At 43.4% G+C, this 26,851-nt stretch carries 27 protein-coding genes, 1 riboswitch and 1 other annotated feature; of the genes, 20 read left to right on the top strand and 7 right to left on the bottom strand.

The features are described from left to right. The first annotated feature begins 118 nt into the window (after window positions 1-118). The 13 genes from Q0I54_RS03300 to thiC all read left to right on the top strand — a co-directional run bounded on the left by Q0I54_RS03300 (window position 119) and on the right by thiC (window position 13,071). Entirely contained in the window at window positions 119-1,132 is a 1,014-nt protein-coding gene (locus tag Q0I54_RS03300; protein WP_296116416.1) for a LacI family DNA-binding transcriptional regulator, read from the top strand. A 56-nt stretch (window positions 1,133-1,188) separates the two neighbouring features. After that, window positions 1,189-2,055: an EamA family transporter gene (locus tag Q0I54_RS03295; RefSeq protein ID WP_296116413.1), complete on the top strand. Its 867-nt coding sequence runs from the start codon at window positions 1,189-1,191 to the stop codon at window positions 2,053-2,055. Window positions 2,056-2,121: 66 nt separating this feature from the next. Next, window positions 2,122-2,381: a binding site (T-box leader), on the top strand. A 48-nt stretch (window positions 2,382-2,429) separates the two neighbouring features. Next, window positions 2,430-3,653: a tyrosine--tRNA ligase gene (tyrS, locus tag Q0I54_RS03290; protein ID WP_296116410.1), complete on the top strand. Its 1,224-nt coding sequence runs from the start codon at window positions 2,430-2,432 to the stop codon at window positions 3,651-3,653. Between the two features lie 91 nt (window positions 3,654-3,744). Further along, a complete protein-coding gene (locus Q0I54_RS03285) occupies window positions 3,745-4,704 on the top strand; it encodes a TAXI family TRAP transporter solute-binding subunit (protein WP_296116409.1) in 960 nt (319 codons plus the stop codon). Between the two features lie 29 nt (window positions 4,705-4,733). Then, a complete protein-coding gene (gene gltS, locus Q0I54_RS03280) occupies window positions 4,734-5,921 on the top strand; it encodes a sodium/glutamate symporter (RefSeq protein WP_296116407.1) in 1,188 nt (395 codons plus the stop codon). 96 nt (window positions 5,922-6,017) lie between these two features. Beyond that, a complete protein-coding gene (locus Q0I54_RS03275) occupies window positions 6,018-6,215 on the top strand; it encodes a hypothetical protein (RefSeq protein ID WP_294784921.1) in 198 nt (65 codons plus the stop codon). 160 nt (window positions 6,216-6,375) lie between these two features. Next, window positions 6,376-6,484, top strand: a riboswitch (TPP riboswitch). Between the two features lie 126 nt (window positions 6,485-6,610). After that, entirely contained in the window at window positions 6,611-7,432 is an 822-nt protein-coding gene (gene thiM, locus Q0I54_RS03270) for a hydroxyethylthiazole kinase (protein WP_296116405.1), read from the top strand. Continuing rightward, window positions 7,419-8,075, top strand: a complete 657-nt coding sequence (gene thiE / locus Q0I54_RS03265) for a thiamine phosphate synthase (protein WP_296116403.1) — start codon at window positions 7,419-7,421, stop codon at window positions 8,073-8,075. The genes thiM and thiE overlap by 14 nt, the downstream gene beginning before the upstream one ends. Beyond that, window positions 8,072-8,830 carry an HAD family phosphatase gene (locus Q0I54_RS03260; RefSeq protein ID WP_296116401.1) on the top strand — a complete coding sequence of 253 codons (759 nt, stop codon included), beginning with the start codon at window positions 8,072-8,074 and terminating at the stop codon, window positions 8,828-8,830. The genes thiE and Q0I54_RS03260 overlap by 4 nt, the downstream gene beginning before the upstream one ends. 48 nt (window positions 8,831-8,878) lie before the next feature. Then, window positions 8,879-9,688 (top strand): bifunctional hydroxymethylpyrimidine kinase/phosphomethylpyrimidine kinase, encoded by an 810-nt coding sequence (gene thiD / locus Q0I54_RS03255; RefSeq protein WP_296116462.1) that lies wholly within the window; start codon window positions 8,879-8,881, stop codon window positions 9,686-9,688. A gap of 3 nt (window positions 9,689-9,691) precedes the next feature. Then, window positions 9,692-10,870 (top strand): putative hydroxymethylpyrimidine transporter CytX, encoded by a 1,179-nt coding sequence (gene cytX / locus Q0I54_RS03250; RefSeq protein WP_367270775.1) that lies wholly within the window; start codon window positions 9,692-9,694, stop codon window positions 10,868-10,870. Between the two features lie 123 nt (window positions 10,871-10,993). Continuing rightward, window positions 10,994-11,527 (top strand): energy coupling factor transporter S component ThiW, encoded by a 534-nt coding sequence (gene thiW, locus Q0I54_RS03245; RefSeq protein WP_296116397.1) that lies wholly within the window; start codon window positions 10,994-10,996, stop codon window positions 11,525-11,527. Window positions 11,528-11,760: 233 nt separating this feature from the next. Next, the gene (gene thiC, locus Q0I54_RS03240; protein ID WP_296116396.1) at window positions 11,761-13,071 is read left to right on the top strand and encodes a phosphomethylpyrimidine synthase ThiC; all 1,311 of its coding nucleotides are present in this window, start codon (window positions 11,761-11,763) and stop codon (window positions 13,069-13,071) included. 170 nt (window positions 13,072-13,241) lie between these two features. Here thiC and Q0I54_RS03235 read toward each other — a convergent pair whose 3' ends face one another. The 3 genes from Q0I54_RS03235 to Q0I54_RS03225 form a co-directional block, all read right to left on the bottom strand. Next, entirely contained in the window at window positions 13,242-14,150 is a 909-nt protein-coding gene (locus tag Q0I54_RS03235; RefSeq protein WP_296116394.1) for a TlpA disulfide reductase family protein, read from the bottom strand. A 155-nt stretch (window positions 14,151-14,305) separates the two neighbouring features. After that, a complete protein-coding gene (locus tag Q0I54_RS03230) occupies window positions 14,306-15,199 on the bottom strand; it encodes a 4Fe-4S binding protein (RefSeq protein WP_296116393.1) in 894 nt (297 codons plus the stop codon). Further along, window positions 15,192-15,308 carry a CD1871A family CXXC motif-containing protein gene (locus Q0I54_RS03225; protein WP_288775827.1) on the bottom strand — a complete coding sequence of 39 codons (117 nt, stop codon included), beginning with the start codon at window positions 15,306-15,308 and terminating at the stop codon, window positions 15,192-15,194. Before Q0I54_RS03225 ends, Q0I54_RS03230 begins: the two co-directional genes overlap by 8 nt. 125 nt (window positions 15,309-15,433) lie before the next feature. Here Q0I54_RS03225 and Q0I54_RS03220 point away from each other — a divergent pair, with 125 nt between their 5' ends. From Q0I54_RS03220 to Q0I54_RS03205, 4 genes are all read left to right on the top strand, one after another. After that, on the top strand, window positions 15,434-16,114 hold the full coding sequence (locus Q0I54_RS03220; RefSeq protein ID WP_288775800.1) for a response regulator transcription factor: 681 nt from the start codon (window positions 15,434-15,436) through the stop codon (window positions 16,112-16,114). After that, window positions 16,111-17,253, top strand: a complete 1,143-nt coding sequence (locus tag Q0I54_RS03215) for a cell wall metabolism sensor histidine kinase WalK (protein ID WP_296116390.1) — start codon at window positions 16,111-16,113, stop codon at window positions 17,251-17,253. The genes Q0I54_RS03220 and Q0I54_RS03215 overlap by 4 nt, the downstream gene beginning before the upstream one ends. Before the next feature lie 442 nt (window positions 17,254-17,695). Beyond that, complete coding sequence (locus Q0I54_RS03210; protein ID WP_296116388.1) at window positions 17,696-18,277, top strand: manganese efflux pump MntP family protein; 582 nt, start codon at window positions 17,696-17,698, stop codon at window positions 18,275-18,277. 209 nt (window positions 18,278-18,486) lie between these two features. Further along, the gene (locus tag Q0I54_RS03205; RefSeq protein ID WP_296116386.1) at window positions 18,487-19,437 is read left to right on the top strand and encodes a calcium/sodium antiporter; all 951 of its coding nucleotides are present in this window, start codon (window positions 18,487-18,489) and stop codon (window positions 19,435-19,437) included. Here the strand turns inward: Q0I54_RS03205 and Q0I54_RS03200 are convergent. The 4 genes from Q0I54_RS03200 to Q0I54_RS03185 all read right to left on the bottom strand — a co-directional run bounded on the left by Q0I54_RS03200 (window position 19,410) and on the right by Q0I54_RS03185 (window position 23,429). Further along, window positions 19,410-19,841, bottom strand: coding sequence for a SufE family protein (locus Q0I54_RS03200; RefSeq protein WP_296116385.1), 432 nt, complete (start codon window positions 19,839-19,841; stop codon window positions 19,410-19,412). The two genes, Q0I54_RS03205 and Q0I54_RS03200, sit on opposite strands and share 28 nt — an antisense overlap. Window positions 19,842-19,917: 76 nt before the next feature. Beyond that, window positions 19,918-21,222, bottom strand: coding sequence for a nitrate/nitrite transporter (locus tag Q0I54_RS03195; RefSeq protein ID WP_296116383.1), 1,305 nt, complete (start codon window positions 21,220-21,222; stop codon window positions 19,918-19,920). A 199-nt stretch (window positions 21,223-21,421) separates the two neighbouring features. Continuing rightward, the gene (locus tag Q0I54_RS03190; RefSeq protein ID WP_296116381.1) at window positions 21,422-21,832 is read right to left on the bottom strand and encodes a hypothetical protein; all 411 of its coding nucleotides are present in this window, start codon (window positions 21,830-21,832) and stop codon (window positions 21,422-21,424) included. Window positions 21,833-21,893: 61 nt separating this feature from the next. Beyond that, window positions 21,894-23,429 carry a fucose isomerase gene (locus tag Q0I54_RS03185; RefSeq protein ID WP_296116379.1) on the bottom strand — a complete coding sequence of 512 codons (1,536 nt, stop codon included), beginning with the start codon at window positions 23,427-23,429 and terminating at the stop codon, window positions 21,894-21,896. Between the two features lie 241 nt (window positions 23,430-23,670). Between Q0I54_RS03185 and Q0I54_RS03180 the strand changes: the two genes are divergently transcribed. The 3 genes from Q0I54_RS03180 to Q0I54_RS03170 all read left to right on the top strand — a co-directional run bounded on the left by Q0I54_RS03180 (window position 23,671) and on the right by Q0I54_RS03170 (window position 26,534). After that, window positions 23,671-24,603 carry a LysR family transcriptional regulator gene (locus Q0I54_RS03180; protein WP_296116378.1) on the top strand — a complete coding sequence of 311 codons (933 nt, stop codon included), beginning with the start codon at window positions 23,671-23,673 and terminating at the stop codon, window positions 24,601-24,603. Window positions 24,604-24,627: 24 nt separating this feature from the next. After that, the gene (locus tag Q0I54_RS03175) at window positions 24,628-25,854 is read left to right on the top strand and encodes an aminotransferase class V-fold PLP-dependent enzyme (RefSeq protein WP_296116376.1); all 1,227 of its coding nucleotides are present in this window, start codon (window positions 24,628-24,630) and stop codon (window positions 25,852-25,854) included. Between the two features lie 194 nt (window positions 25,855-26,048). Further along, window positions 26,049-26,534 (top strand): zinc ribbon domain-containing protein, encoded by a 486-nt coding sequence (locus Q0I54_RS03170; RefSeq protein WP_296116375.1) that lies wholly within the window; start codon window positions 26,049-26,051, stop codon window positions 26,532-26,534. The last annotated feature ends 317 nt before the right edge of the window (window positions 26,535-26,851 follow it).

Raw genomic sequence — 26,851 nt, 5'->3', positions numbered from 1 at the left:
ATCAGAAATGGAAAATGATAATAAGTCTAACGCAATTAGATACCGCATGGGAAATTCCTGAGCGGTATCTTTCTGTATTATGGAAATTTTAAAGAGACATTTTTAATAAGGGAGAAATATGGCTGTTAATATTTATGATATAGCAAAATTGGCGGGAGTATCCATAGCAACCGTATCACGCGTAGTTAATGGAAGTCCGAAAGTCAGTGAAAAGACAAAGCAGAAAGTGCTTGCGGTAATGAAGGAATATGATTACACGCCAAATGTTTTTGCGAGAGGTCTGGGACTTGATTCTATGAAAACAGTAGGCATTTTATGCCCAAATATAGCAGACAATTATATGGCAAGAGCAGTTGCATATCTGGAAAGCAGCTTCCATGAACATGGGTATAATTGCATCCTTGGCTGTAGCGGATTTGCACAGGATGAGAAAGAAAAGTATGTCAATATGCTGTTGTCAAAACGTATTGATGCACTGGTATTGGTAGGTTCCACTTATGCAGGAACCGGAAGAGATGAATATGATACGGATTATATAAGGGAAGCAGCTGCACAGGTGCCGGTGTTTCTGATTAACGGACGTGTCAGCGGAGAGAATGTGTATTGTATATGTGCCGATGATTACCACGCGACCTATGAAGTGACACGGGCATTGATCCGGCGTGGAAGAAAAAAAATCCTGTTTTTATATGATTCAGATTCTTTCAGCGGCAAAATGAAAAGAGAAGGATATGAGGCAGCACTGACAGATGCAGATTATCCTGTGATCGGACAGTTGAAATTCCGGAGCAAAAACGATATTGAGTATACGAAAAATATGCTTCTGGAATATAATAGAACACTGGATTTTGACAGTGTGGTTGCCACGGATGACATGATGGCAGTCGGAGCATTGAAATATGCAAAAATACAGGAGATGAAAGTGCCGGAAGATCTTTCCGTGATAGGATATAATGATTCGCTGGTAGCTGTGAGCTGCGAACCGGAACTGACATCGGTAGATAGTAAGTTGGATGTGCTTTGCAGGACGACGGTGGAGCACATGATCGATCTCTTGGAAAAGCAAAAGCAAATAGAACAAAATAAGGTTGTTCCATGCGAAATTGTAAAACGTTGCACATCGGATTTTTAAAAAAGAGCAGGGTGCATGCATTTTATACGACAGCTGCAGAAAGCGGGGATGAAGTTATGTGGATTTTATTTGCATTTGGTTCTGCGATTTTTGCGGGATTGACAGCGATTCTTGCAAAATGCGGAATCAGAAAGACGGATTCGGATGCGGCAACCGCGATTCGAACAATCGTTGTATTGATTTTTTCCTGGATCATGGTGCTGATCACAGGATCCATCGGAACAATCGGCTCCTTAAGTGGAAAGACATGGATTTTTCTTGTTTTATCCGGTATGGCCACGGGAGCCTCATGGCTGTGTTATTTCAAAGCATTACAGCTGGGGGATGTCAATAAAGTTGTGCCGATTGACAAATCAAGCACGATTCTGACGATCATACTTGCCTTTATTTTCCTTGGTGAGCCGATCACGCTGGTGAAAGGTATTGCGGTGCTTCTGATCGGTGTCGGTACGTTTATGATGATTCAGAAAAAGGAAGTGACAGATGAGTCGGAGAAACCAAAGAGTCGTTCCTGGCTGATTTATGCATTACTTTCCACCGTGTTTGCCAGTCTGACTGCTATCCTTGGAAAAGTCGGCATCGAAGGCGTGGAATCAAACCTTGGAACGGCCATCAGAACCTGCGTTGTCCTGGTGATGGCATGGGTGGTTGTATTTGTCAAAGGCAAACAGCATACAATCCGGGAAATTCCGAAAAATGAGCTTGGATTTATCTGTTTGTCCGGTCTGGCAACCGGCGGATCCTGGCTGTGCTATTATAAGGCACTGCATGACGGAATGGCGAGCGTAGTCGTGCCGATCGACAAGCTGAGTATTTTGGTATCAATCGCGTTTTCCTTCATTGTATTTAAGGAGCATCTGACGAAAAAAGCAGTGGTTGGTTTGTGTCTGATCGTGGCAGGAACGCTGGTTATGCTATTGTAAAACTTTACATTGACATTTCCAAACGTAACTTTTATAATAATGGGCATGTGAAGACAATTGCAAATAGTAACAGCAATGACTGAAAGAAGTAAGTATGAGCGGAACATACAGAGAGCTGCCGGGTGGTGAGAGGCGCATGGAAAACTGATACCGAATACATTCACAAGCTGCGCATTGAACGTTATCAGAAATAATTTTGATGATCAGTAGGCTGCGCCGGGAGCAACCGTTATATTGCAGAAGTATTGTCAGATACTTGGTGAGGCGGATCGTGTGAGCGGTCTGTGAATTAAGGTGGTAACACGAGATTTTATCCCGTCCTTATGCATGTGCATTAGGATGGGGTTTTTTATTATGAAGAAGGAGAGCACATTATGACAGTTTATGACGAACTCGTAGCCCGTGGTCTGATCGCCCAGGTTACAGACGAAGAAGAGATCAAAGAATTAATCAATAACGGAAAAGCAACATTTTACATCGGATTTGATCCGACCGCAGACAGTCTTCATGTAGGACATTTCATGGCACTGTGTCTGATGAAGAGACTGCAGATGGCAGGAAACAAACCGATCGCACTGATCGGTGGTGGTACAGCTATGATCGGTGATCCGTCCGGACGTACTGACATGCGTCAGATGATGACAAAAGAAACAATCAACCACAACTGCGAATGTTTCAAAAAGCAGATGTCCCGTTTTATCGATTTTTCCGAGGGTAAAGCATTGATGGTAAACAATGCAGACTGGCTGCTTGACTTAAATTATGTCGAAGTACTGCGCGATATCGGACCGCATTTCTCTGTAAACCGTATGCTTTCCGCTGAGTGCTACAAACAGCGTATGGAGCGTGGATTAAGCTTCCTGGAGTTTAACTACATGATCATGCAGAGTTATGATTTCTATGAGTTATTCCAGAGATACGGCTGTAACATGCAGTTCGGTGGTGATGATCAGTGGTCCAACATGCTTGGCGGTACAGAGCTGATCCGTCGTAAACTTGGCAAAAATGCATGCGCGATGACGATCACACTGCTTTTGAATTCTGAAGGTAAAAAAATGGGTAAAACTCAGTCCGGCGCTGTATGGCTTGACCCGGAGAAGACTTCTCCATTTGAGTTCTACCAGTATTGGAGAAACGTTGGCGATGCTGATGTATTAAAATGCCTGCGTATGCTGACTTTCCTTCCGTTAGAGCAGATCGATGAGATGGATAAATGGGAAGGAAGCCAGTTAAATACTGCAAAAGAAATCCTTGCATTTGAGCTGACCAAACTGGTTCACGGAGAGGAAGAAGCTGCAAAAGCACAGGAGAGCGCACGTGCACTGTTCTCTGGTGGAAATGCAGCAAATATGCCGACTGCAACTATCACAGAAGAAAATCTGCGTGACGGCGAGATTGACATCATGGGTCTGCTGGTTGCTTCCGGATTATGTGCATCCCGTTCTGAGGCACGTCGTGCGGTACAGCAGGGCGGAGTTGCTGTAAACGGCGAGAAAGTCGCATCCATCGAAGTTTCCTACAAACCGGAAGATATCAACAAAGAGGACTTTGTATTACGCCGTGGTAAAAAGAACTACCGTAAAATTATCTTTGAGTAAGATTGGAACAATCAGATCAGAGTATTGTAACAGACAGGCAGAGCAGCATAGTAAATTCTATGTTCGCTCTGCCTTTTAAAGGAGAAATTTCATGAAAAAAATAGTAACACTATTCTTAAGTCTTTCTCTGGTTTTTGCTGTGGGTTGTGGAAATGCATCCGCTACATCGATCCGTTTTGGCTCAGCTGCTGTGGGCGGTATGTATTCGGCATTTGCAAATGCGTACACGCAGATAGTTTCTCAGGATGATGAGAATTTGCAATTTTCTGTGCGTTCCACTGCAGGTTCTGCGGCAAATATCCGTCTGCTTTCTGATGGTTATATTCAGATGGCGATCGCACAGGCAGATCTGACGGATGATGCGTATCATGGAACCGGAGATTTTGATAAAAAACCATTGCATGGCTACAGTGCGGTAGCGGCTTTGTATACCGAGGCCTGTCAGATTGTTGTCCGCGCAGATTCTGATATCCACAGCGTGGATGATCTGCTTGGAAAAAAGGTAAGTATCGGTGAGGAAGAGTCGGGAACTGAGAGAAATGCCAAGCAGATTTTTGAAGTTTACGGTCTTTCTAATGAACTGGTGGACTGTGAAAATCTGGATTATACACAGGCGGCAGAAGCTCTTGTTTCTGGAAAAATTGATGCTATGTTTTGTACCGCAGGTGTGCAGACAACTGTAATTGAGGAGCTGACCCGTCAGTGTGGCATCCGTCTGCTGTCGATGGATGAGACACATATCCAGAAACTGATGGCAGCATATGATTTTTATATGCTATATACAATTCCGGTGTATACATACAGCGGTCAATCCGAGGAAACAACGACAGTTGGTGTAAAATCACTTCTGCTTGTCAGTGATGAACTGAGTGATAAAACAGTGGAACATCTGACAGAACAACTATTCAGTCATGTGCAGGATATTCAATATTCCCTGCCATTGAATTTGCAGATGGATGAAACCAGTGCGACGCAAAACGTGACGATCCCGTTCCATGATGGGGCAGCCGCTTATTATGAGAAGCACGGAATTACGGTAAATGCGGAGTAATTCTTGCTGACAAGTTTGAAAGGATTTTTATGGAACTACATTTAAATATGTATCAGACCCTTGCCATCGCGGTTCTGGTTCTGTTACTTGGTAAATTCTTAAAGAAAAAAATAAATTTTCTGGAAAAATTCTGTATTCCGGCGCCAGTTGTCGGGGGATTGCTTTTTGCAATCCTGACTTGTGTACTGTACGCCACAGGAATTGCAGAAGTTTCCTTTGATGATACGCTGCGTGAAGTCTGCATGGTATTTTTCTTTACTTCTGTAGGTTTTCAGGCGAACCTTAAAGTGTTGAAAAGCGGTGGTAAATCGCTGGTTGTATTTTTGGGACTGGTTGTAGGACTGATCCTTTGCCAGAATTTTCTCGCAGTAGGAATGTCAAAAGTTCTGAACTTAGATCCGTTGATCGGATTGTGTACCGGCTCTATTCCAATGGTCGGCGGTCATGGTACAGCAGGTGCTTTTGGACCGGTTCTGGAAGATTTTAATATTTCCGGTGCAACGACACTTTGTACGGCAGCAGCAACCTTTGGCCTGATCACAGGAAGCCTGATCGGGGGTCCGATCGGTAAATCACTGGTGGAGAAAAAGAACCTGATTTCCACAGCGGTGGCAGAGGATGACAGTATTCTGGTAGAAGATGAGAAAAAGCATACCCGTCATACGTCTATGTATGCGACAGCGGTATTTCAGCTGATCCTGGCGATTGGTCTTGGAACCGTATTTTCCTGGCTGCTGACCAAAACCGGCATGACATTCCCAATTTATATTGGAGCCATGATCGCAGCAGCATTATTTAGAAATATTGGTGAATATTCCGGAAAGTTTACAATTTATATGGGTGAGATCAATGATATCGGCGGTATCTGTCTGTCCCTGTTCCTTGGTATTGCTATGATCACATTGAAATTGTGGCAGTTGGCAGCGTTAGCATTACCGTTGGTAATTCTGCTGTCCGTTCAGGTACTTTTGATGTTTATCTTTGCCAGATTCATTGTATTCAACGTTATGGGACGTGATTATGATGCGGCAGTACTTGCAGCCGGAACCTGCGGATTTGGTATGGGAGCGACACCGAATGCCATGGCAAACATGCAGGCTATCTGCGACCGATACGCACCATCCGTAAAAGCTTATCTGCTCATTCCGTTGATTGGAAGCCTTTTTGCAGATTTTTTGAACAGTCTTATCATTACATTTTTTATAAACCTGCTATAATGATTTCTGGCAAACATGAAAAAAACAGGGTAGACAATTTTGTGTATAAGAGCGTTGAATCGTTATTAAAATAATCACATATTCAGGAGATGCGCAATGTTTTGGAAAAAGAAAAAACAACAGAACAAAAAGAAAACAACACATGAAGCCTATGATGTAAAATACGAAAACCTTGCTGTTCCGGAGGTTCATACTGAGCCGGAAGTGGAAGAAGAGGATGAGGAAGAAAAAGAATCGATCACGTATGAATCAGTGGCGATTCCTGAAATTCATATCCGGAAAAAGAAAAAATAAGAGACTGTAACACTGTCTGTGGAATGATGCCAAATAAATACAGCAAAAAATATTGTAATTCGAAAAATACAGTGTTATAATATCGTCAGTCAACAGAAGAAGTCTGAACAAAAGCGTCAGATAATTGTCAGTTGGATGTTTGGTAAAACATGACAAAAGAATAGGATAAAAGGGGAGCTTGCCGATAGCAGGCTGAGAGCGGACTAAGTGGTCTGGACCCGTAACCTGATTTGGGTAATGCCAACGTAGGGATATAGCGGATGCAGTATTTTTTATATTGTTTATTAAGCGGATATACCGATTTTGGTATATCCGTTTTTGCTTGCACAAAATCTGTGCAAACAAAAACGAGCCCTGCTTTTAAGCTGTTATTTTATATTAAGGAGAAAAATAAGATGTTAGGAACATGTCTGGAAAATGTAAGAAGACAGGTACCTTTGGTACACAACATTACGAATTATGTCACTGTAAATGATGTGGCAAATGTATTATTAGCCTGTGGCGGAAGCCCGATCATGGCAGATGAAGCAGAGGAAGTAGAAGAAATCACATCCATCTGTGGAGGTCTGAATATCAATATCGGTACATTAAATAAACGCACGATCGCAGGAATGCTGCTTGCAGGAAAACGTGCAAATGAGCTGGGACATCCGGTTTTACTTGATCCGGTTGGCGCAGGTGCATCCACACTTCGTACGAATACGGCCATCGAACTGATGGAAAACTTACATCCGACCGTGATTCGCGGCAATATTTCTGAGATTAAGACACTGGCTTCTGGCAGTGGCACCACAAAAGGTGTCGATGCAGATGTGGCAGATGCAGTGACAGAGGATACTTTGGATCAGGCAGTTGCATTTGTCAAAGATTTTGCGAAACAGAGCGGTTCTATCGTAGCCATCACCGGAGCGATTGATCTGGTGAGCGACGGAGAAAAATGCTATGTCATCCGCAACGGCAGACCGGAGATGGGAAAAATCACGGGAACCGGCTGTCAGTTATCCGGCGTGATGACAGCATATATTACAGCAAATCCGGATAACAAACTGGAAGCGGCAGCAGCAGCGGTCTGTGTCATGGGACTTGCAGGAGAGATCGGTTGGAGCAACATGCAGGTTGGCGATGGAAATTCTACATATCGTAATCGTATCATTGATGCCATTTACAACATGAGCGCACAGATGTTAGATCAGGGGGCAAAATATGAAATTCGATAGAAATACATTGACAAAGGATCAGTTACTTTTATATGCGGTGACAGACAGTCACTGGTTAAATGGCAGAACCTTACATTCTGTAGTAAAAGAAAGTCTGGATGGTGGAGTAACCTTTGTACAGTTAAGAGAAAAAAAGCTGGATGAAGTGCATTTTATGGAAGAGGCAAAGGATTTACAGATGCTTTGCCGTGAATATAATGTACCGTTTATCATTAATGACAATGTGGATATCGCACTGGCCATGGATGCAGATGGTGTGCATGTGGGACAGAGTGATATGGAAGCCGGGGATGTCCGTGCAAAATTAGGCCCGGATAAGATCATCGGTGTGTCAGCTCAGACAGTAGAGCAGGCAATTCTGGCAGAAAAACACGGTGCGGATTATCTGGGTGTTGGTGCAGTCTTTCCAACCGGTTCTAAGGATGATGCAACAGAGGTGCCGCATGAGACGTTGAAAGCAATCTGTGAAGCAGTATCCATTCCTGTTATTGCCATCGGCGGCATCACACAGGAAAATGTGTCCACACTGGCTGGAAGTGGTATTTGCGGTATTGCAGTGATCAGTGCGATCTATGCGCAGCCGGATATCAGAAAAGCAGCACAAGATCTGAAAACTGCTACGACAGAAATGGTGAAGGCATGATTCACAAAAAGGTAATGCAGAAAAATTTGGAGCGGAAAGATACAGGGCAAAAAGATGTGCTTCAATGGAATATGATGCAGAAAAAGGAAGTTCAAAAAAATGTAATCTGCGGAGCAATTTTTGATCTGGATGGCGTATTACTGGATTCCATGGCAGTCTGGAATGACCTTGGAGTTCGGTATCTGCAAAAATGTGGTATTCAGCCAGAAGCAGGCTTGAGTCAGATCCTGTTTTCCATGAGCATGGAGCAGGGTGCGGATTATCTGAAAGCAAAGTATCAGCTTCCGGATACACCACAGGAAATTTTAAATGGGATTGAGCAGATGATCCGGGACTTTTATTTTTACGAAGTGCAGCCCAAAGAAGGTGCGAGAGAACTGTTGCAGTTTTTGCAGGATCAGGCTGTAAAAATGATCGCGGCAACTTCCAGTCCGCGGGAGCATGTGACGAAGGCATTGCAGCGAAATGGTCTGTATGATTATCTGCAGCAGATTTATACTACCGGAGAAGTAGGCGTCAGCAAACATGAACCGGTGATTTATCAGCTGGCAGCAAATAGTCTTGGCACAAAACCAGAAGAAACACTGGTTTTTGAAGATTCTCTCTATGCATTGAAAACTGCAAAGAATGCAGGTTTTCGAGCAATTGGCGTATACGATGCTGACGGTGAGACCGATCAGGAAGGCGTGCGTCAGACCGGGGAGCTGTATTTGACTTCATTGCTGGAATTCCGGCAATACTGGATGGATCTGTAACTAGTTGCGCTTTACGAAATGGAAAACGAAGGAGAGGTGATGAAGTATATGAAAACAGCAGTAACGATCGCCGGAAGTGATTCCAGCGGAGGCGCCGGCATTCAGGCAGATATCAAGACAATGATGGCAAATGGCGTATATGCCATGAGTGCGATCACTGCCCTGACCGCCCAGAACACAACCGGTGTCATGGGAATCTTAAATGCAACGCCGGAGTTTCTGGGGCAGGAGCTTGATTGCATTTTTACAGATATTTTTCCGGATGCGGTTAAGATAGGTATGGTTTCTGAAAAAGAACTGATTTCTGTGATCGCTGAAAAACTGGAGCAGTATCAGGCAAAAAATATCGTGGTGGATCCGGTCATGGTAGCGACCAGCGGAGCACGGCTTATCAGCGAGGATGCTATTGATACTTTAAAACAGAAATTATTTTCACTTGCTACAGTGCTGACGCCGAACATTCCGGAAGCAGAAGTGCTGACGGGGCTGGAAATCAAAAGTGCCGAAGATATGATCAAAGCAGCAGAGCTGATTTCAAAAGAATACGACTGTGCAGTGCTTTGCAAGGGTGGACATCAGTTAAATGATGCCAATGATCTGCTTTTTGCAGAGGGTAACTATCACTGGTTTAAAGGCAAGCGCATTGATAATCCGAATACCCATGGAACCGGATGTACACTTTCTTCTGCCATCGCTTCTAATCTGGCCAAAGGCTATGATCTGCAGACAGCAGTGGAACGTGCAAAAGAGTATATTTCCAGCGCACTGGCAGCCATGCTGGATTTGGGTGCAGGCAGCGGCCCGATGGATCATGGTTTTGCCATTGAAAATGAATTTACGAAAGAACAGGGGGAGTAAGTGATGGAAAAGAGAACTTCCCTTCTGGAAAACGGCCTGATCTGGTTTGGGGCCGGCGTGTCCATTGCTGAAATCCTGACAGGAACCTATTTTTCTTCTCTTGGATTTCAGAAAGGTCTGGCTGCGATTTTGATTGGTCATGTCATCGGATGTGTCATGCTGTTTCTGGCAGGCGTGATCGGTGGAAAAAGCCGACTCAGCGCCATGGAGACGGTAAAGAGCAGCTTTGGAAATAAAGGCGGTCAGTTTTTTGCCATTTTAAATGTCCTTCAGCTGGTAGGATGGACCGCTATCATGATCTACGATGGAGCACTGGCAGTAGATGGCATGGTTTCGACCGGAAGATGGCTCTGGTGTCTGATCATTGGTGCGCTGATCGTTGTATGGATTTTGATCGGCATCACAAATCTTGGAAAAATCAATACGGCAGCGATGATATTGCTGTTTATTCTTACACTGGTTTTGTGTAAAGTGATTTTCTTTGACGGAAATGTCATTCAAAGCACCGCAGATGACAGTCTTTCTTTTGGCGCAGCGGTGGAACTTGCAGTAGCGATGCCACTTTCCTGGCTTCCTTTGATCAGTGATTACACCAGAGAAGCAGAAAAGCCGGTGAAAGCAACGGCGGTCAGTGCCATTGTATACGGTATCGTGAGCTGCTGGATGTACGTCATTGGAATGGGTGCAGCGTTGTTTACCGGTGAATCCGATATCGCACAGATTTTGCTGAAAGCGGGACTCAGTATTGCCGGCCTGTTGATCATTGTATTTTCCACGGTTACTACCACGTTTCTGGATGCTTATTCCGCCGGCATTTCCAGCGAATCCATTTTCAGTAAGATCAAAGGAAAATACGCAGCTATTGTGGTGACGATCATTGGAACGGTGGGAGCGATTTTGTTCTCGATGGACGATATTACAGACTTTCTGTATCTGATTGGATCGGTATTTGCACCGATGATTGCGATTCAGATCGCAGATTTCTTCCTGTTACACAGGGACAGACGTAAAAACGCTTTCGACTGGCGTAATCTCATCATCTGGGTGATCGGTTTTGTACTTTATCGACTGCTCATGCGGGTGGATCTGCCGGTTGGAAATACATTGCCGGACATGGTGATCACCATTGTAATCTGCGTGATCATTGGCAAACTTGTGGGTGAGAAGTCCACAGAAAAGTAGAGTCAAACATATGTGAGACTTAAGATACGATTCTGGTCAGTATGAGGAGACTTATAAAAGAAAACTCATTTCGTGACAGAAGATTCGTAAAAAGAAGAGAGTTGAAAAGGAGGTTAAGAGAAAATGAAACAGAGTGACACAGTGAAAAAACTTGCGATGGCGGGTGTTCTGACAGCAGTTGCTGTGGTAGGAAGCCTGCTCAGTTTCCCGATTTTTGGAAGCAAATGTGCACCGGTGCAGCATATGGTAAATATTCTGGCAGCGGTTGTGCTTGGCCCGGGATGGGGCGTCGGCATTGCATTTTGTGCAAGCCTGATCCGTAATCTGCTGGGACTGGGAAGCCTGATGGCATTTCCGGGAAGTATGATCGGCGCATTATGCTGTGGTCTGGCTTATATGGCATTCCGAAAACTGTGGCTGACCTGTATCGCAGAGGCATCCGGAACCGGAATTCTTGGCGGTCTGGCTGCGTATCCCGTTGCAAAACTGATGATGGGATTGAATCCGGGAGGTTTGTTTGTATACATTGTGCCATTTCTTGTTTCCACAGTAGTAGGAAGTATCCTTGCATATTTTCTGGTAACTGCGCTGCAGAAAGGCGGCGTGATCAGTATGTACAGACATTCGGCGAAAAAAGAAATGAAAATGAGCCAATAAAAATAAGAAAATACGCATGCAAGTATGCGCAAGTAGCGAAAGCGGATTGAAAATGTCCGTTTTACTACATGTGATGAGTGAAAGGTAATGCAAAATAGGTAATGCATAGCGGCAGATTGGGAGCACCACCTTCTGTCGCATAAGAAAAATGTTGTGAAAACAACTCTGCCTAAAAAGGCAATCTGCCACCAGAGTTGTTATGAAAATCCATAAAATGGAAGAAGGAGAATAAGATGAGAAATTACACAACACAGATGGACGCAGCAAGAAAAGGAATCGTGACACCGGAGATTGAGGCTGTTGCGAAGAAAGAACATATGACGTCCGAGGCGCTGATGAAGCTGGTAGCAGAGGGAAAAGTAGCCATCTGCGCAAACAGGAACCATACCTGCTTGAATCCGGAGGGAGTCGGCAGCATGCTGCGTACCAAGATCAACGTAAATCTGGGAGTTTCCAGAGACTGTAAAGATTACGATATCGAGATGCAGAAAGTAATGAGCGCGGTAAATCTGGGCGCTGAGGCGATCATGGATCTGTCCAGCCACGGAAATACCCAGCCATTCAGAAGAAAGCTGACAAGTGAATGTCCGGCCATGATTGGTACCGTTCCGGTTTATGACAGCGTCATCCATTATCAGAGAGATCTGGCTACATTGACAGCCAAAGATTTCATTGATGTCATTCGGATGCATGCCGAAGATGGAGTGGATTTTGTGACACTCCACTGTGGAATTACAAGAAAGACCATTGAACAGATCAAAAAACATAAACGTAAAATGAACATCGTAAGCCGTGGCGGAAGTCTGGTATTTGCATGGATGAGCATGACCGGAGAGGAAAATCCGTTTTACGAGTATTATGATGAAATCCTTGATATTTGTGAAGAATACGATGTGACGGTTTCTCTGGGTGATGCCTGCAGACCGGGTTGCCTGGCAGATGCCACAGACGTATGTCAGATTGAAGAGCTGGTAAGACTTGGAGAACTGACGAAAAGAGCATGGGATCACAACGTACAGGTTATGGTAGAAGGCCCGGGTCACGTGCCGCTTGATCAGGTAGCTGCAAATATGAAAGTACAGCAGAGTATCTGCATGGGCGCACCGTTCTATGTATTAGGACCGATCGTAACCGATATCGCACCGGGATATGACCATATTACAAGTGCCATCGGTGGAGCAGTTGCAGCAATGAGTGGAGCAGCATTCCTTTGCTATGTCACACCGGCAGAGCATCTGGCACTTCCAAACGTAGAAGATGTAAAACAGGGAATTATCGCATCTAAAATTGCAGCGCATGCAGCAGATATTGCAAAAGGTGTTCCTGGAGCCCGTGATATCGATGACAAGATGGCAGAGGCCCGTCAGAAACTTGACTGGGATGCACAGTATGCATGTGCACTGGATCCGGAGACTGCAAAAGCCATCCGTGACAGCAGAAGTCCGGAAGAAGATCACAGTGACACATGTAGTATGTGTGGTAAATTCTGTGCAGTGCGCAGTATGAATAAAGCACTTGCAGGGGAGTATATTGATATTTTATAATCATGGGTAGAATTGTGGGAGTACGAAGTACGGAACAATTCGTAAGGCATCTTTTGCCCCCAACATCTAATCATTTATAATCACAAGATTTAGAAAAAATAAGAGAAGCTGTCTTTCGTATGAGAGACAGCTTCTTTCAAAGTCTACACTATATATTTCCATGAACAGGATTATTTATTCGCACTGTCTGCATCAATGACAGACTGAATCTGTTTCATCAAAGTATCATAGTTTTCCTGATCATCAATTCCACCAAGCATAGGCTCACCTACAATATTGCCATTTCTGTCGACCAGGATTGTGGTAGGAAATGCCATAATGTCGGAGGCATATTTGCCTGCATCGGAAGTAGAATCAACGGAAAGATTGCGATATTTGGCACCCTGGCTTTTCAGGACATCTGCCGCTTCTTTTATAGCGGTTTCGTTTCCGTCAAAGGTTTCTGTGTTGATTCCTACTACTTCACCACCAGATGCTTTGATGGCATCGTTTAACTCGTTAAGTTTAGATAATTCTGCAACACAAGGCTTGCATCCGGTAAACCAGAAATTAACGACAGTTACTGCGTTTTGAGAAAAAAGGCTCTCATCAACAGAATTGCCATCGAAATCCTTCGCGGAAAAATCTTTGAAAGGACATACATCGTCGGAATTGTTTTTCTCGTTGTTGCTGTCGGATGCAGCATTTTTCTTTTCGATTGCATCAATTTTTTCTTCAATTTTTCTGATCGTTTCAATATCATCATTAAGTATTTTCAGCTCATCCTCTGTGAAGGAGTCTTTGTTTGATTCCACAGTTCCTGCCAGATAATCAGCATAATTTCCACTCGGGTCAGCAGTGCTTTTATTCATCATGCCAAATGCCTTATCCCATACATCTTTATGATCTGCAAAGAGCTGGTTTTCCTGCTGATATAAATCATCAAGTTCCGAACTGGAATCATCAGAAGAGGCTGCGCTGGATTCTGTCTGTGTATCCTGCGGTTTTTCCGTGTTTGCTGGTTGTTTTCCGTTACATGCAGTAAGTGATAATGCTGCGCAGAGTGTAAAAATAAGTAATAAAGATCTTTTTGTTTTCATGAGTAATTGCTCCTTTTCGTAATGATATGATGTGCAGTGATTCTGCAAAGATTCAAGTCGAACGCACGTGAGACTTGGTGCGTGATTCTGGTCAGTGAAAGCTGACATATTCTTCTCAGAATCACTGCACTCTACACGTAGTTACCGGTTGTCTGTTACTGGATGTTGTGCTTCTTTTTCTGACAGGTTTTTCCCATAAACTGATAGTGGATGGCATCTTTCGGACAAGCCTTTATACAGGCTCCGCATCGTATGCATTCCGGATGATCTGGCGTCTTACATACATCCACATCCATTTTACATGCGCTTACACATTGATTACATCCGACACATTTGCTGTCCTCAACTTTGATCGTAAGAAAGCTTATCTTATTAAACAATGAGTAGATTGCACCAAGAGGACAGATCCATTTACAGAAAGGTCTGTAAAACAAAATACTTAGTACAACAACCGTAATTAAAATAAGGCATTTAAAGGAAAAAAGAGTTCCCAGTGCAGACCGTATCGCAGCGTTTCCAAGTGAAAGTGGGATAGCTCCCTCCAGAACACCCTGTGGACAAATGTATTTACAGAAGAACGGGTCTCCCATTCCGATTGAGTTCGTTACAAGCATCGGCAGAAGGATAACGAAAACAATAAGGATGATGTATTTCAGGTATCTGAGTGGCTTCAATCGGGCTGTTGAAAACTTTTTCCCGGGGATTTTATGAAGCAGATCCTGAAACCATCCAAAGGGACACAAAAAACCACATATAAATCTTCCAAGTGTCACACCGAGTAAAATAAAAAAGCCGGTGATGTAGTATGAAAATTTAAATCTGGATGATCCAACGACCGCCTGAAAGGCACCGATCGGACATGCTCCCGTTGCAGCGGGACAGGAATAACAGTTTAATCCCGGTACACATACTGCTTTCACATTCCCCTGATAAATTTTGCCCTTAAATAAATTTGGAATGTGGATATTGGTAAACAGCGTGGCAACTGCCTGTATCCATCCACGTATTCCGGCTATTTTTTTTGATCGTAATTTCTTTTTCTTATCCAATTCCGACACACTCCAGACATAATTTTATTGCTTTCCCAAGCACAGTAGCTGCTTCCCCACGGATCGCACCATAGCTCACCATAGTGATTCCTGCGATGAGCACAAACATTTGACCTATTTTTTTGCATTTCAAGATATTGTTGCTCCTTTGTTTGTTGTATTTATTGACCAGCTGACTTTGGTATTATACAATAGCTGTTGTAAAATCTTTGTTAAGAAACAGGTGAATGCATTTTGAGATTATTAATAGTTGAAGATGAAAAACAAATATGTGACACGGTTGCAAAAAGCCTGTATGATGCCGGATATGAAGTGGATACCTGCTATGATGGGGAAGAGGCTTTTGAATGTATTCTGGTGGAGAATTATGATCTGATCGTTCTGGATCTGAATCTGCCCGGGATGGATGGAATGGAGATCCTGAAGGAACTCAGACAGAGAAATGAGGAGACAAAGGTTCTCATATTATCGGCAAGAGGACAGATTGCAGATAAAGTGGAAGGACTGGATGCAGGAGCAAATGATTATATGGAAAAACCATTCCATCTGCAGGAGCTTGAGGCACGCATCAGAAGTCTGACAAGAAGAAAATTTGTGCAGAAGAATGTATGTCTGGAAAGTGGCGAGATAAGGTTTGATACGGTAAAACGCGAGGCATATGCAAAAGGACAACGGATCTCTCTGACAAGAAAAGAAAGTGGTATTTTGGAATATTTGCTTCTGAATCTGGGCAGACCGGTGAGCCAGGAGGAACTGATCGAGCATGTCTGGGATGCAACCGCGGACAGTTTTAGTGGATCCATCCGGGTGCATATGTCTTCCCTTAGAAGAAAGCTTAAGGCTGTGCTGGAATATGACCCGATTTTGAACAAGGTGGGTGAGGGCTATAAAATACGAGAGGAGTTCGATCGATGAAAAAAATGTCGCTGCAGTGGAGACTGACCTGTATCATTACATTATATATTGCAGTCATATGTGGCTGCCTGACCATGTTTGTCTATAAAAATGGTGTGTATTATATCGACTCCCTGCAAGAGGCTGTTGATGCTCAGGAAGATGATAATGAAAATAATTCGGATGAAATATATATCAGCATTCCTGAGGATAAGTGGGATGAGTTTGCAAGTGACTTTTCCCTGCAGGTGTACAATAATAAAGCTGACTATAAAAGAAACAGTTTTATAATCTCAGGCGTGCTGGCGCTTATGGGTGGGGTAGTCACCTATTTTATCAGTGGGCATGCTCTCAGACCAATCCGGGAGTTTTCTGATAAAATCGAGGAGGTAGAGGCACAGAATCTGGCCGATTCACAAATAGAAGAAAACAAAGTGAAAGAACTTAATCAGCTTAGTATTTCGTACAACAAGATGCTTACGCGTCTCTCGGATGCATTTGAGATACAGAGACAATTTACCGCAAATGCAGCGCATGAGCTCAGAACGCCGTTGTCTCTGATGCAGGTACAGCTTGATTTATATAATGCAACCCGGCATCCGGGAAATGATGCAGATACTATGCAAACAATAAAAATGGTTACCGAACAGAACGACAGACTCAACAAAATGGTAAAGACGCTTCTTGACATGAGTGAACTTCAGACTGTGGGGCGGGATGAAGTAATTGCAGTGGATGCTCTTGTGGATGAGGTTTTGGCAGATTTGGAACCGCTCGCACAGGAAAAAAATATAACACTGGTTGAAAACTGTAAAAATATAACGATGCGGGGAAGTGATATTCTTATTTACAGGATGGTATACAATCTTGTTGAGAATGCCATAAAGTATAATCATTTCGGCGGGCAGGTTACAGTAACTGCAGACCAGGAGGAAAACCATGTTCATTTGTCCGTGGAGGATACGGGGAGCGGAATCCCGGAAGAACTTAAGGAGCGCGTGTTTGAACCATTCTTTCGCGTGGATAAATCCAGAAGCCGGGAACTTGGCGGTGTAGGACTTGGACTGGCCCTGGTCCGAGAAATCGTGCGTGTGCATGATGGCAGCATTACGGTCAGCTCTAATCCGTCCGGAGGAACGGTTTTTGATGTCGTTTTATAATAAAACGGATAAAAACATTGACAAATCATCCTCATTACGCTATAGTTGAAAGAACTTCGTGAGGGAGTAGTTTGCACAGTAAGAATTGTGTGATTTGTCAACAACCTGTTTATCATTTTTAGGATAATCTGGCAAATCTTAATGAATGAGACTCATGTATGTCATAAGGATTATTATTTGATTCTATGGCATACCTGGGTCTCTTTTTTCGTTTGATAGGAAATTACGATGAATTTCCTATCAAACAAAAGCACTTCGTGCAAACGATGCGCACTCGCACGAGAAGAGATTCTTGCTTCGCAAGCGTGCTCGGCGCGGGCAAGAAAGATGTGCTATTGACAATTTTAAACGCGTAAGTGTGTGATAGCACACTTTCTTGTTTGACAGGAAATGATTCCCTTATGCGAGTAGTTAAATCATACATTATGGAGGAAATAGAATTATGGGTTACTTGGAATTGGCACTGATCGGTGTCGGTCTTTCTATGGATGCCTTTGCGGTATCTGTCTGTAAAGGCTTGAGCATGCGAAAAGTAGATAAAAAGTATATGTTTGTGCTGGCAGTATTTTTTGGAGGATTTCAGGCGTTGATGCCGGCATTGGGATGGCTTCTTGGAAGTCAGTTCCAGTCTTATATTACGGCTATTGATCATTGGATCGCATTTATACTGCTTGCACTGATTGGTGGAAAAATGATCCTGGATGTGATCAAAGAAAAAGGAGAAAACGAAGAAGTCTGTCCGGAGGACAGTGTGCGGATCGATCTGAGAGAATTTTTCCTGCTGGCAATTGCCACAAGTATCGATGCACTGGCGATCGGTATCACATTTGCTTTTCTGCAGGTGAGACTGATCACATCGGTAACAATCATCGGATGCATTACCTTTTGCTTTACAATCGCAGGTGTGCTGATCGGAAATGTATTTGGAAGCAAATTCAAGGATAAGGCAACGATTCTGGGTGGCATTATACTGATCGGGATCGGTGTGAAAATCTTAATCGAACATCTTGGAATTTTAGGATGAATGGCGCGTGTGAACAGTAACGCTGAATGAAAAGGAATATTGTGGAAAACAATATGGAATATAGAATCAGCAGAAACGTGATAGAATAGATAAGATGCAGTATATAGTGAAATAACATGAACGCAGAAGAACACAAAGCGACTGCATTCATGAGCAAGTAGGGAAAGCGGATTGCGAATGTCCGCTTTACGTAAGAAAGGAAGATAGATATGATATTAGCAATTGTAGGTGTCATTATTGGATTTGTACTGTTGGTTAAGGGCGCAGATTTCTTTGTGGAAGGCAGTGGTTCTGTTGCAAAGAAATTTAATGTTCCGGTTTTTATCATCGGTATGACAATTGTGGCTATGGGGACGAGTGCACCGGAATGTGCAGTCAGTATTTCCGCATCCTTACATGGAAGTAATGGAATGGCCATCAGTAACGTCATCGGATCAAATATTTTTAACCTGCTGGTAGTATGCGGCGTCTGCGCCTTATTTCAGCCACTGGAGATAAAAAAGGAGACATTAAAAAGAGAGTTTCCGTTTTCTGTACTGGTTGCTGTGATCATCGGAATTATGGGAGTGATCGGAATGAAAGTCGGACATGTGGACGGTATCATTCTGGTTGTGCTTTTTGCAGTATTTTTGTATGGTATGGTTCGGATTGCCAGAAATACGAGAAAAGCAGGAGAAGTGGTCGAAGAAGAAGAAATCAAAGATCTTCCGTTATGGAAATGTCTTGTATTTATTGGTGGAGGTCTGGTAGCAATTGTGATCGGCGGACAGGTTGTTGTAAATTGCTCGGAAACAATTGCCCGCGGATTTGGACTGAGTGAGACGTTGATCGGCCTGACAATCTGTTCTATTGGAACATCTCTTCCGGAGCTTGTGACATCTGTGGTTGCTGCAAAGAAAAATCAGGCTGGAATGGCACTTGGAAACGTCATTGGCTCCAATATTTTCAATATATTGCTGGTAGGTGGACTTGCATCCGCGATCAGCCCGATTGCAATGAACATGAATAATCTGATCGATATTGTGATATTGGTGATTGTCAGCGTATATATTATGGCTCTTGTATGGAAAAAGCAGCTTCTGACACGGGCAGGCGGTGTGAGTATGCTTGCTGTCTATGCCGCGTATATGGTTTATATTTGCGTCAGAGAAGTACTGTAATCCTGGATTTTACGGATCACAGTCTGCATTCCGTGAAAACGATCCGTGGAGATCTGTTCTTTTAACGGAGTTTTTTCAAGAAAATCAATATGTGCCCCGCAGATTTCCTGCGGGGTACGTTTGTCAAAAAGGGCAACGATGACAGCGACAATGCCTTTCACGATCAGAGAATCACTGTCGGCACGGATGTGAACAATTCCGTTTTCAAAGGAAAGGATGATCCACAGATCGGCCTGACAGCCGGAGATTTTATTTTGCTCATTTTTTTCCTCATCTGACACCGGTTCCATGTCTGCGGTTAATTCCAACAGACAGCTGTACTGCATCATCCAGTCATCAATTTCGTTAAAATCATTAATAAATTCTGCCTGTTCTTCTGCGACGGAAAGTCGTTGTTCTGTCATGTTGTACTCTCTTTCTGCCAATGCCGGCTATATAAGTCGGTACTGGCTGTTTATTACCTATCCTATGTGTTGATATTTATTTCTGCAATTCTTTTGTAAATGCTTCCGCTTCGCTTTCGGTCATAAAATCACGATTGTACTGATGCTCATTGATGAAAAGTACAATGATAACGACAACGATAGAAGCAATGGCTGCAATGACATAAGACATACGCAGATTTCCGGTTGCGTTTAATACATTTCCATTGACACAGAATCCGAAAGAAGATACCAGTGCCTGAATCGGGAAAAGTACGGAGTTTACCTTTTTAAATCCATGACGTCCGAATACAGCTGCAGGCAGGGAAGTTGTAAAGTTTGCGGAACCGCCCAGAGCCAGTGCGAACATGATCAGGAAAACGATGACCAGCGGACGTTTTTCGGTAACTTCCAGAAGCAGGGCAACTGCATACCAGATACCAAAGAAAATCATGGTTTTCTTTGTGCCGAGTTTCTGATCCATAGCACCGATGATCCAGGAACCGACGATACCGGCGAAGGCAAGGATTGTCATAATGGTAAGTGCCTGAGCCTGTGTAAATCCTACTTCCTGGTTACGAACAACAAGCTGTGTAATAATGATGGTAGATACAAACTGGAATCCTCCGGAAGCAACTGCAACCAGCCAGAATGTTTTCTTGGAGAATAATTTCTTTATTGTCCAGCCGCCATCTTCATCAATTTCTTCGTTAAAATATTCTTTCTGATATTCTTCATCAGATACGTTATCTGGGTTAATGCCGCGTTCCTGCGGAGTATTTCTCATAAATACAAGTCCGACAAAGGCGAGGATCACAATTAAAATTACCGGAAATACAACAGCATTTGTAACACCCATTCTGGCAACCAGCATAGTGATCAGCGGTACAAAGAAACCGGTGGACATGTTGTGGCCCATGGTTGTGTAACCCATAACGATACCTTTTTTCTTAGGAAACCACTGTGCCACAAAAGCACCGCCGGAAATATAACCGGCACTCATACATCCGATGGTACAGATACATAATGCGATGGCATACTGAGCCAGGCTGTTGGCATGTCCCATGCCGAAGTATCCGACACCACCAAGGATCAGACAGATAAAACTTGTCACACGCGGTCCGATCTTACGGTTTACCGCACCCATGACGAAGAAGAAGATGACGCCGACCATGGCAGCCACAGTACCCATATTTAATACATTACCGGCAGGAATGCCAAGTTTTTCTGCAACTGCAGGAGCGACAACATTGGAACTGTCATTTACCATTCCGGCGTAAAACCAGAACATCAGCAGACAGAAAATAATGGTTCCCCAACCTTTTCCGAAATTAAATAATTCGTTTTTATTCCTTTTTTTCATTTTTTGACCTTTCTCCCAGTAAAACACTAGGCTTTCCCTTAGCGTAAGAAACACAATCTGCCTCTGGTGGAGACACATTGTGTTTCAAGAAATTCAAGAATGCCCTCGGCATTCTTGTTGCGAGATGCACGTCATGCAATGCATGACATATTTTTCTGTGTATCTCTGCAATATAATGGTTTTGGTATTTATTTGGTTTTTATAAGTTAAGTAATTTCCAGACTTCCTGTGCAATGAGCCGGGTATCTGTCAGATCAGCAGTCTTTTGTGCTGAAAATTTTATATTCAGCCCCTTTTGCAGAGCCATGAGAAGCAGTACTTTCTTATTCATGGCGGAGGTGGTTCCCTCACAGGAATGTGCGCCATCCAACTGTTTACTGTCTTCTTTTGGCATCTGAATAGTTTTTGCGACACTTAATTCAGCAAGTTCTGTCAGATCATAAATATCAGTGACATCACCAAGCAGTATATATTTGCTCAGGATAAATCCGTACAGATCCTGATGCAGAGATTCCCAGTCCGGATAAGGCGTGGTTTTTAATTTTTCCATATATTCAGCAGACTTTTTCTGATACATAAGAAGTCCGCTTTTTTTCTTGATGATGGACATTGCTCGTTCCTCTTTCTGTCAGATAATCATAAATTCAAGTCTCATGTGCGTTCGGCTTGATCTAGGCTGTTACAACTTCCAGTCCGAGGCTCTCACCGAGAAGCTGTAATTCCTTAATGTAATCGCCGTATGTAACAACCAGGTGATTACCAAAATTAATATGTTTGTAGAAGAAGTCTTCCTGGTTTGCAATTTTCATGAAAAATCCTTCGTCACAGTTTGTGCGCTCTGCACCGGAACCTGCAAGGATGGTTCCTTTTGCTGCAAACAGCTTTTTCGCATCCGGTGAGATACGAAGCAGAGTTACTTCCTGACCTGCATCCTGTGTAAAGTCATAACGGATAGTTGCACCGAATCCCTGGTCGTTTGCAAATGGAGCAAGGCTGTACTCTGCTTTAGACTCCTCTTTGTAACCGTGCAGTTTACGGTTTGGAGTGGAGTGGAATACCAGATACAGATCATCACGCTCATCGGTAGCAGCTGCCAGCTGATCCTGACCGAATCCCTGCATAGTAACCATTTTGCCGTCGCGGTACAGTACCGGATTGGAGTTACCCATGTAAACTGCTTTGTCAGACAGGTTTTCCATGATTGCCATAGCCAGTACGGAGTTGATATCCATCTCACAGGAGGAAGGAACCTGATTCTCGTTGTTCAGAGAATGTGTCAGACAGAAAGTAAGCTGATCATGGTTTAATCTTCTTGTGGAACAGCAGTCCGGACATGGCATGGTGTATGCGTTACATCCGTTGCGATCAAGCAGTTTCCGGACTAATACATATCCCTTTAAGGATTTTTCAAGCATCTCACGTTCCATGCGGACCTCTTTGGCACCGGCGATCAGCTCGTCTGCCAGACGCTCAACTTCTTTCATATCTTCCTCTGTCAGATTGCATGCTTCACGTCCCGGAAGTGTCGGGTTTGTCTTCGGATCTCTGACTGTCAGCATATCCATCAGTTCGTGGAAGTTCTGATAACGGAACTGTACACCGAATTTTTCTGTTACGTAATTCAGATCTACCAGGTTGTCGGAAGAACTGAAGGAGCGGGAGGAGTTGAAACGAGTCACAACCATAACACGGGTGCTTGCCAGTGCTTTTCTCGCTCTTAATACACGCATATGTCTTCCTAATTCTTCCCAGCTGCGGTATGCATAAGCTTCCAGACCTCTTGCGCGGACAGCGGAAGTATTTACAGTTGCCTCACAGCACTGAGCTGGCATAACGCCCTGCGGTTTGCGATATCTCTGAGCAAACTCCAGATAAATGTCGCCACGGCCGATACCGAAGGAAAACAGGTAGTAATCAACCTGGTCAATATCTTTTGCCATTGTGCGGAACATGTCTTCGTCTGTTAAAAACCAGTCATCACGCTCTACATAGATTGGCTCCATCATATTGACTGCGTCCAGTGGCATGTTTTCTGCAACATCTTTCTGGAACTGGCGGTACAGCTCGGAGTTCATAAATACATCATAGTCTTTCTCAAGTTCTTCGCCTTTTCCGAAACGGCATGGCCCTTCATAGTAGTACTGGTGTACAAGGCCGATAAACACCGGACGGACATTCAGTTTCACATCAGTAATTTTTTCAATCATGATTCTTCTCCTTTACATTGTGTTTTTTAATGTTATAATGATACTAATTTTAAAATGCAGGAAAGAAAAGCGAATAAAACCGCTGATATCATTCGAAAATGGAATAGATAAGATGAAAGAACGATAAAATGTATCAAAAAACAACATATATTCGAAAATGGAATCATATGTGGCATTTTTTTCCTTGTTTGGAATAAAACATACAATTTTACTATGAATACACAGTTAAAGGGGGAGACATATGGCGCCGAAAGAATATCCCAAAATTAATATGCTGCAGATCCATTATTTTCTCGAAGTGGCGGAGAAAGGCAGTTTTACCAGTGCGGCGAAGCAGTTGTATACGACACAGTCGACGCTGAGCAAGACAATTATCTCAATAGAGCAGACGTTGGGACTTACGCTTTTTATCCGCAGCCACAAGCGGCTGATTCTGACAGACGCAGGAAAACATCTGTATAAGAAGTGGAAGCAAGTGTTGGAAGATTTTGATCATTCTGTGGAGGAATGTCGGATTTTGCAGAGTGGATATCAGAGTATGCTGTCCATCGGTATGCTGGATTCTCATGATCCGGAGAAATTTGCCCTGCCGCAGATCCGGAATTTTATGCGGCACAAACCGGATGTGTATCTGAGTATTCACAGCAATCCCGTAGAGGCAATCCGGTCAGAAGTACTGACCGGACATCTGGATCTGGGCTACACGGTATTGTACGATGTGGAACAGCTGCAGGCGGAGGAACTGGATTATTGCGTAATCAATGTCTGTCCTCACAATGTAGGTATGCTATCTAAAAATCCGTTGGCGAAGGAGGAACTGATAGAAATAAAAGACTTAGCGAAATACAAGTTTGTTTCTATTTCACCACTTTATACGCCAAGTTATAATGGTATGATTGACGAACTGTGTCATCAGGCGGGATTTGAACCCGATTATGTGCGATATACGAATAATGCCACATCACTGCCTTTTAACCTGATGTCAGAGCAGGATATATTTTTGTGCGACCGTAATTTCAGGGGATATGCAAATCCGAGTTTTGGGGAAATACAGTTCCGACCGATTGCAAATACCAGAAGCGGTGTGGCATTGATCTGGCGAAAGGCGAATAACAAACCGGAGTTAAAGGAGTTTATTGACAGACTGGATGTCAATCCGGATATGTGGTTTTAATAAATGTTATGAAGGAGAGAAAACATGCGTACATGGGAGGAAATACGGGAAGATTTTCCGATTCTAAAAGAAAAAATACATGGAAAAGAACTGATCTATCTGGACAATGCGGCGACGACACAGCTTCCGCAGCAGGTGCTGGATCGTTTTGTGGAGCATTACACAAAGTATAATGCGAATGTGCATCGTGGGATCCATTATTTAAGTGAACAGTCCACCATGCATATGGAAGCAGTGAGGGATAAGCTAAAAGCTTTTTTGCATGCAGAGGATCAGGGAGAGATCATCTTTACGTCCGGAGCGACGGACTCGGCAAATCTGGTGGCGCAGAGCTTCCTGCGTCATGTATTGCAGCCGGGCGATGTGGTGCTTTCTACAGAACTGGAGCATCATGCCAACTTTGTTGTGTGGCAGCAGGTCTGTCAGGAATGCGGAGCAGAGTTTCACATGATTCCAACCGTGGATGGTGAATTGGATATGGATGCGGCACACAAGATGCTGTCAGATAAAGTGAAATTACTGGCTGTCACCGCTGTATCAAATGTAACGGGAACCGTGGTTGATATCGAAACACTGATCGCATGGGCAAAAGAATATGAGATTCCGGTGTATATTGATGCTGCACAGGCGGTGCGCCACCGAACCTTTGATCTGGCAGAACTGCAATGCGATTTTCTTGGGTTTTCCGCCCATAAAATGATGGGACCGACGGGTGTCGGCTGTCTGTTTGTACGTGAAAAATGGCTGAATGAAATGCAGCCGTATCGTTACGGTGGCGGTATGATCGATATTGTGACAGAAGAAAAAACAACGTTTGCCAAACTTCCGGCGCGGCTGGAAGCAGGAACACCGAATTACAGTGGGATCATCACCTGGGGCGCAGCGCTGGATTATCTGATGGACATCGGAATTGGGCGAATGGCTTCCTATGAAGAAGAGCTGATAAAGAAAGCAGAAGAAGTTTTAGAGACTATTCCACAGGTGAACATATTGGGGCATCCAAAACAGCGGGCAGGCTGTATTTCCATTCAGATTGAGGGCGTGCATCCTTACGATTTTGCAAGTATGATCGACAAATATGGTGTGGCGGTGCGAACCGGAAGCATGTGTGCGCAGCCAATCGTAAATAAAATGGGATTAGATACGGTGATTCGTATTTCTCCGGCATTTTATAACACGATGGAAGAAATGGAAAAACTGGGCGAATACACAGAAAAAGTAATTGCTTTTTTTGAGAGGATAAAACGATAGAATAGTATTGGAATGTTTTTTAGAATCTATCGGATTGTAATTAATAAAAAGTTTATAGAAAATTCCTTGTGTCATGGCGAAATTGCGGTATAATATAGAAAAAGTTATCACAATTAATGCAGAATTTCACAGATTTTTCATACTGTTTGAATCTGCAATAACGCAATGAACGTACACAGAAAGGGGTTTTGAAAATGGCTTTTTTTGACAAGTTAGGAAACACAATTTCAGCAGCAGGAAAGACAGGATTAAGCAAAGCAAAGGAAATTAAAGATACAGCGAGAATCGCATTAGATATCCAGGAACGTGAAGGTGCAATCCGTAAACTTTATCAGGATCTGGGTCAGGCATATTATCATGCACATAAGGATGATGAGGATTCCGAATATACACAGATTGACGAGATTAAAGCAGCGTTTGAAGAAATCGGTGAACTGAAAGCAGCGAAAGATGGTATTCGTGGAATCAGAAGATGCCCGGAGTGTGGTGCAGCTATTGCTGATGATGCGAATTTCTGTTCTTCCTGTGGCGCAAAATGCGAGAAACCGGAGCCGGAAGTATATGAAGGCGAAGTAGTAGACTCTGAGGAAGAAGCAGATAAGGAAACTGCGGAATCAGAGGAAGAGGATGCTCCGGTAGAAGAGGAAGCATTTGAAGACGAAGAGAAGACAGAAGAATAAAAAGTGATGCAAAAATCTGTTTGCCTTTTAGAAAAACAGGAAATATAATGACAACGAACGAGTAGCGAGTAAGCGTAAATCCAGTTTACCAGCTACTCGTTTTTTTATGCAGTAAAAATGTGAATAATTTGTGAAATTAGCACTCGGGTGTTGTTATTGTGACGTTGGTTTTGTCTAGTTTCATATAGTCCCGTAACGCCCTAGTTACAAGGGTTTCACGGATTTTGAAAATTTGTAGCCGTTCATCAAAAATCGTCATTTTTCAGAAATTTGGGGTCAAAATTGGCGTCAGATAGCACACCAGAGAGAAAAATTAA

The sequence above is a fragment of the uncultured Eubacterium sp. genome, from assembly GCF_934295145.1.
Lineage (GTDB): Bacteria > Bacillota > Clostridia > Lachnospirales > Lachnospiraceae > Eubacterium_I.
This window is presented reverse-complemented; position numbering and strand designations above follow the sequence as displayed.

Bases quoted from the DNA above. Each gene is read 5' to 3' on its own strand.
- thiE (WP_296116403.1), top strand. From the start codon at position 7,419: ATGAAATTCGATAGAAATACATTGACAAAGGATCAGTTACTTTTATAT.
- Q0I54_RS03170 (WP_296116375.1), top strand. From the start codon at position 26,049: ATGGCTTTTTTTGACAAGTTAGGAAACACAATTTCAGCAGCAGGAAAG.
- thiW (WP_296116397.1), top strand. From the start codon at position 10,994: ATGAAACAGAGTGACACAGTGAAAAAACTTGCGATGGCGGGTGTTCTG.
- thiD (WP_296116462.1), top strand. From the start codon at position 8,879: ATGAAAACAGCAGTAACGATCGCCGGAAGTGATTCCAGCGGAGGCGCC.
- Q0I54_RS03195 (WP_296116383.1), bottom strand. From the start codon at position 21,222: ATGAAAAAAAGGAATAAAAACGAATTATTTAATTTCGGAAAAGGTTGG.
- thiM (WP_296116405.1), top strand. From the start codon at position 6,611: ATGTTAGGAACATGTCTGGAAAATGTAAGAAGACAGGTACCTTTGGTA.
- Q0I54_RS03190 (WP_296116381.1), bottom strand. From the start codon at position 21,832: ATGTCCATCATCAAGAAAAAAAGCGGACTTCTTATGTATCAGAAAAAG.
- gltS (WP_296116407.1), top strand. From the start codon at position 4,734: ATGGAACTACATTTAAATATGTATCAGACCCTTGCCATCGCGGTTCTG.
- Q0I54_RS03200 (WP_296116385.1), bottom strand. From the start codon at position 19,841: ATGACAGAACAACGACTTTCCGTCGCAGAAGAACAGGCAGAATTTATT.
- Q0I54_RS03210 (WP_296116388.1), top strand. From the start codon at position 17,696: ATGGGTTACTTGGAATTGGCACTGATCGGTGTCGGTCTTTCTATGGAT.
- Q0I54_RS03180 (WP_296116378.1), top strand. From the start codon at position 23,671: ATGGCGCCGAAAGAATATCCCAAAATTAATATGCTGCAGATCCATTAT.
- Q0I54_RS03295 (WP_296116413.1), top strand. From the start codon at position 1,189: ATGTGGATTTTATTTGCATTTGGTTCTGCGATTTTTGCGGGATTGACA.
- Q0I54_RS03275 (WP_294784921.1), top strand. From the start codon at position 6,018: ATGTTTTGGAAAAAGAAAAAACAACAGAACAAAAAGAAAACAACACAT.
- Q0I54_RS03235 (WP_296116394.1), bottom strand. From the start codon at position 14,150: ATGAAAACAAAAAGATCTTTATTACTTATTTTTACACTCTGCGCAGCA.
- Q0I54_RS03205 (WP_296116386.1), top strand. From the start codon at position 18,487: ATGATATTAGCAATTGTAGGTGTCATTATTGGATTTGTACTGTTGGTT.
- Q0I54_RS03225 (WP_288775827.1), bottom strand. From the start codon at position 15,308: ATGTTTGTGCTCATCGCAGGAATCACTATGGTGAGCTATGGTGCGATC.
- Q0I54_RS03175 (WP_296116376.1), top strand. From the start codon at position 24,628: ATGCGTACATGGGAGGAAATACGGGAAGATTTTCCGATTCTAAAAGAA.
- cytX (WP_367270775.1), top strand. From the start codon at position 9,692: ATGGAAAAGAGAACTTCCCTTCTGGAAAACGGCCTGATCTGGTTTGGG.
- Q0I54_RS03300 (WP_296116416.1), top strand. From the start codon at position 119: ATGGCTGTTAATATTTATGATATAGCAAAATTGGCGGGAGTATCCATA.
- Q0I54_RS03285 (WP_296116409.1), top strand. From the start codon at position 3,745: ATGAAAAAAATAGTAACACTATTCTTAAGTCTTTCTCTGGTTTTTGCT.
- tyrS (WP_296116410.1), top strand. From the start codon at position 2,430: ATGACAGTTTATGACGAACTCGTAGCCCGTGGTCTGATCGCCCAGGTT.
- thiC (WP_296116396.1), top strand. From the start codon at position 11,761: ATGAGAAATTACACAACACAGATGGACGCAGCAAGAAAAGGAATCGTG.
- Q0I54_RS03215 (WP_296116390.1), top strand. From the start codon at position 16,111: ATGAAAAAAATGTCGCTGCAGTGGAGACTGACCTGTATCATTACATTA.
- Q0I54_RS03185 (WP_296116379.1), bottom strand. From the start codon at position 23,429: ATGATTGAAAAAATTACTGATGTGAAACTGAATGTCCGTCCGGTGTTT.
- Q0I54_RS03260 (WP_296116401.1), top strand. From the start codon at position 8,072: ATGATTCACAAAAAGGTAATGCAGAAAAATTTGGAGCGGAAAGATACA.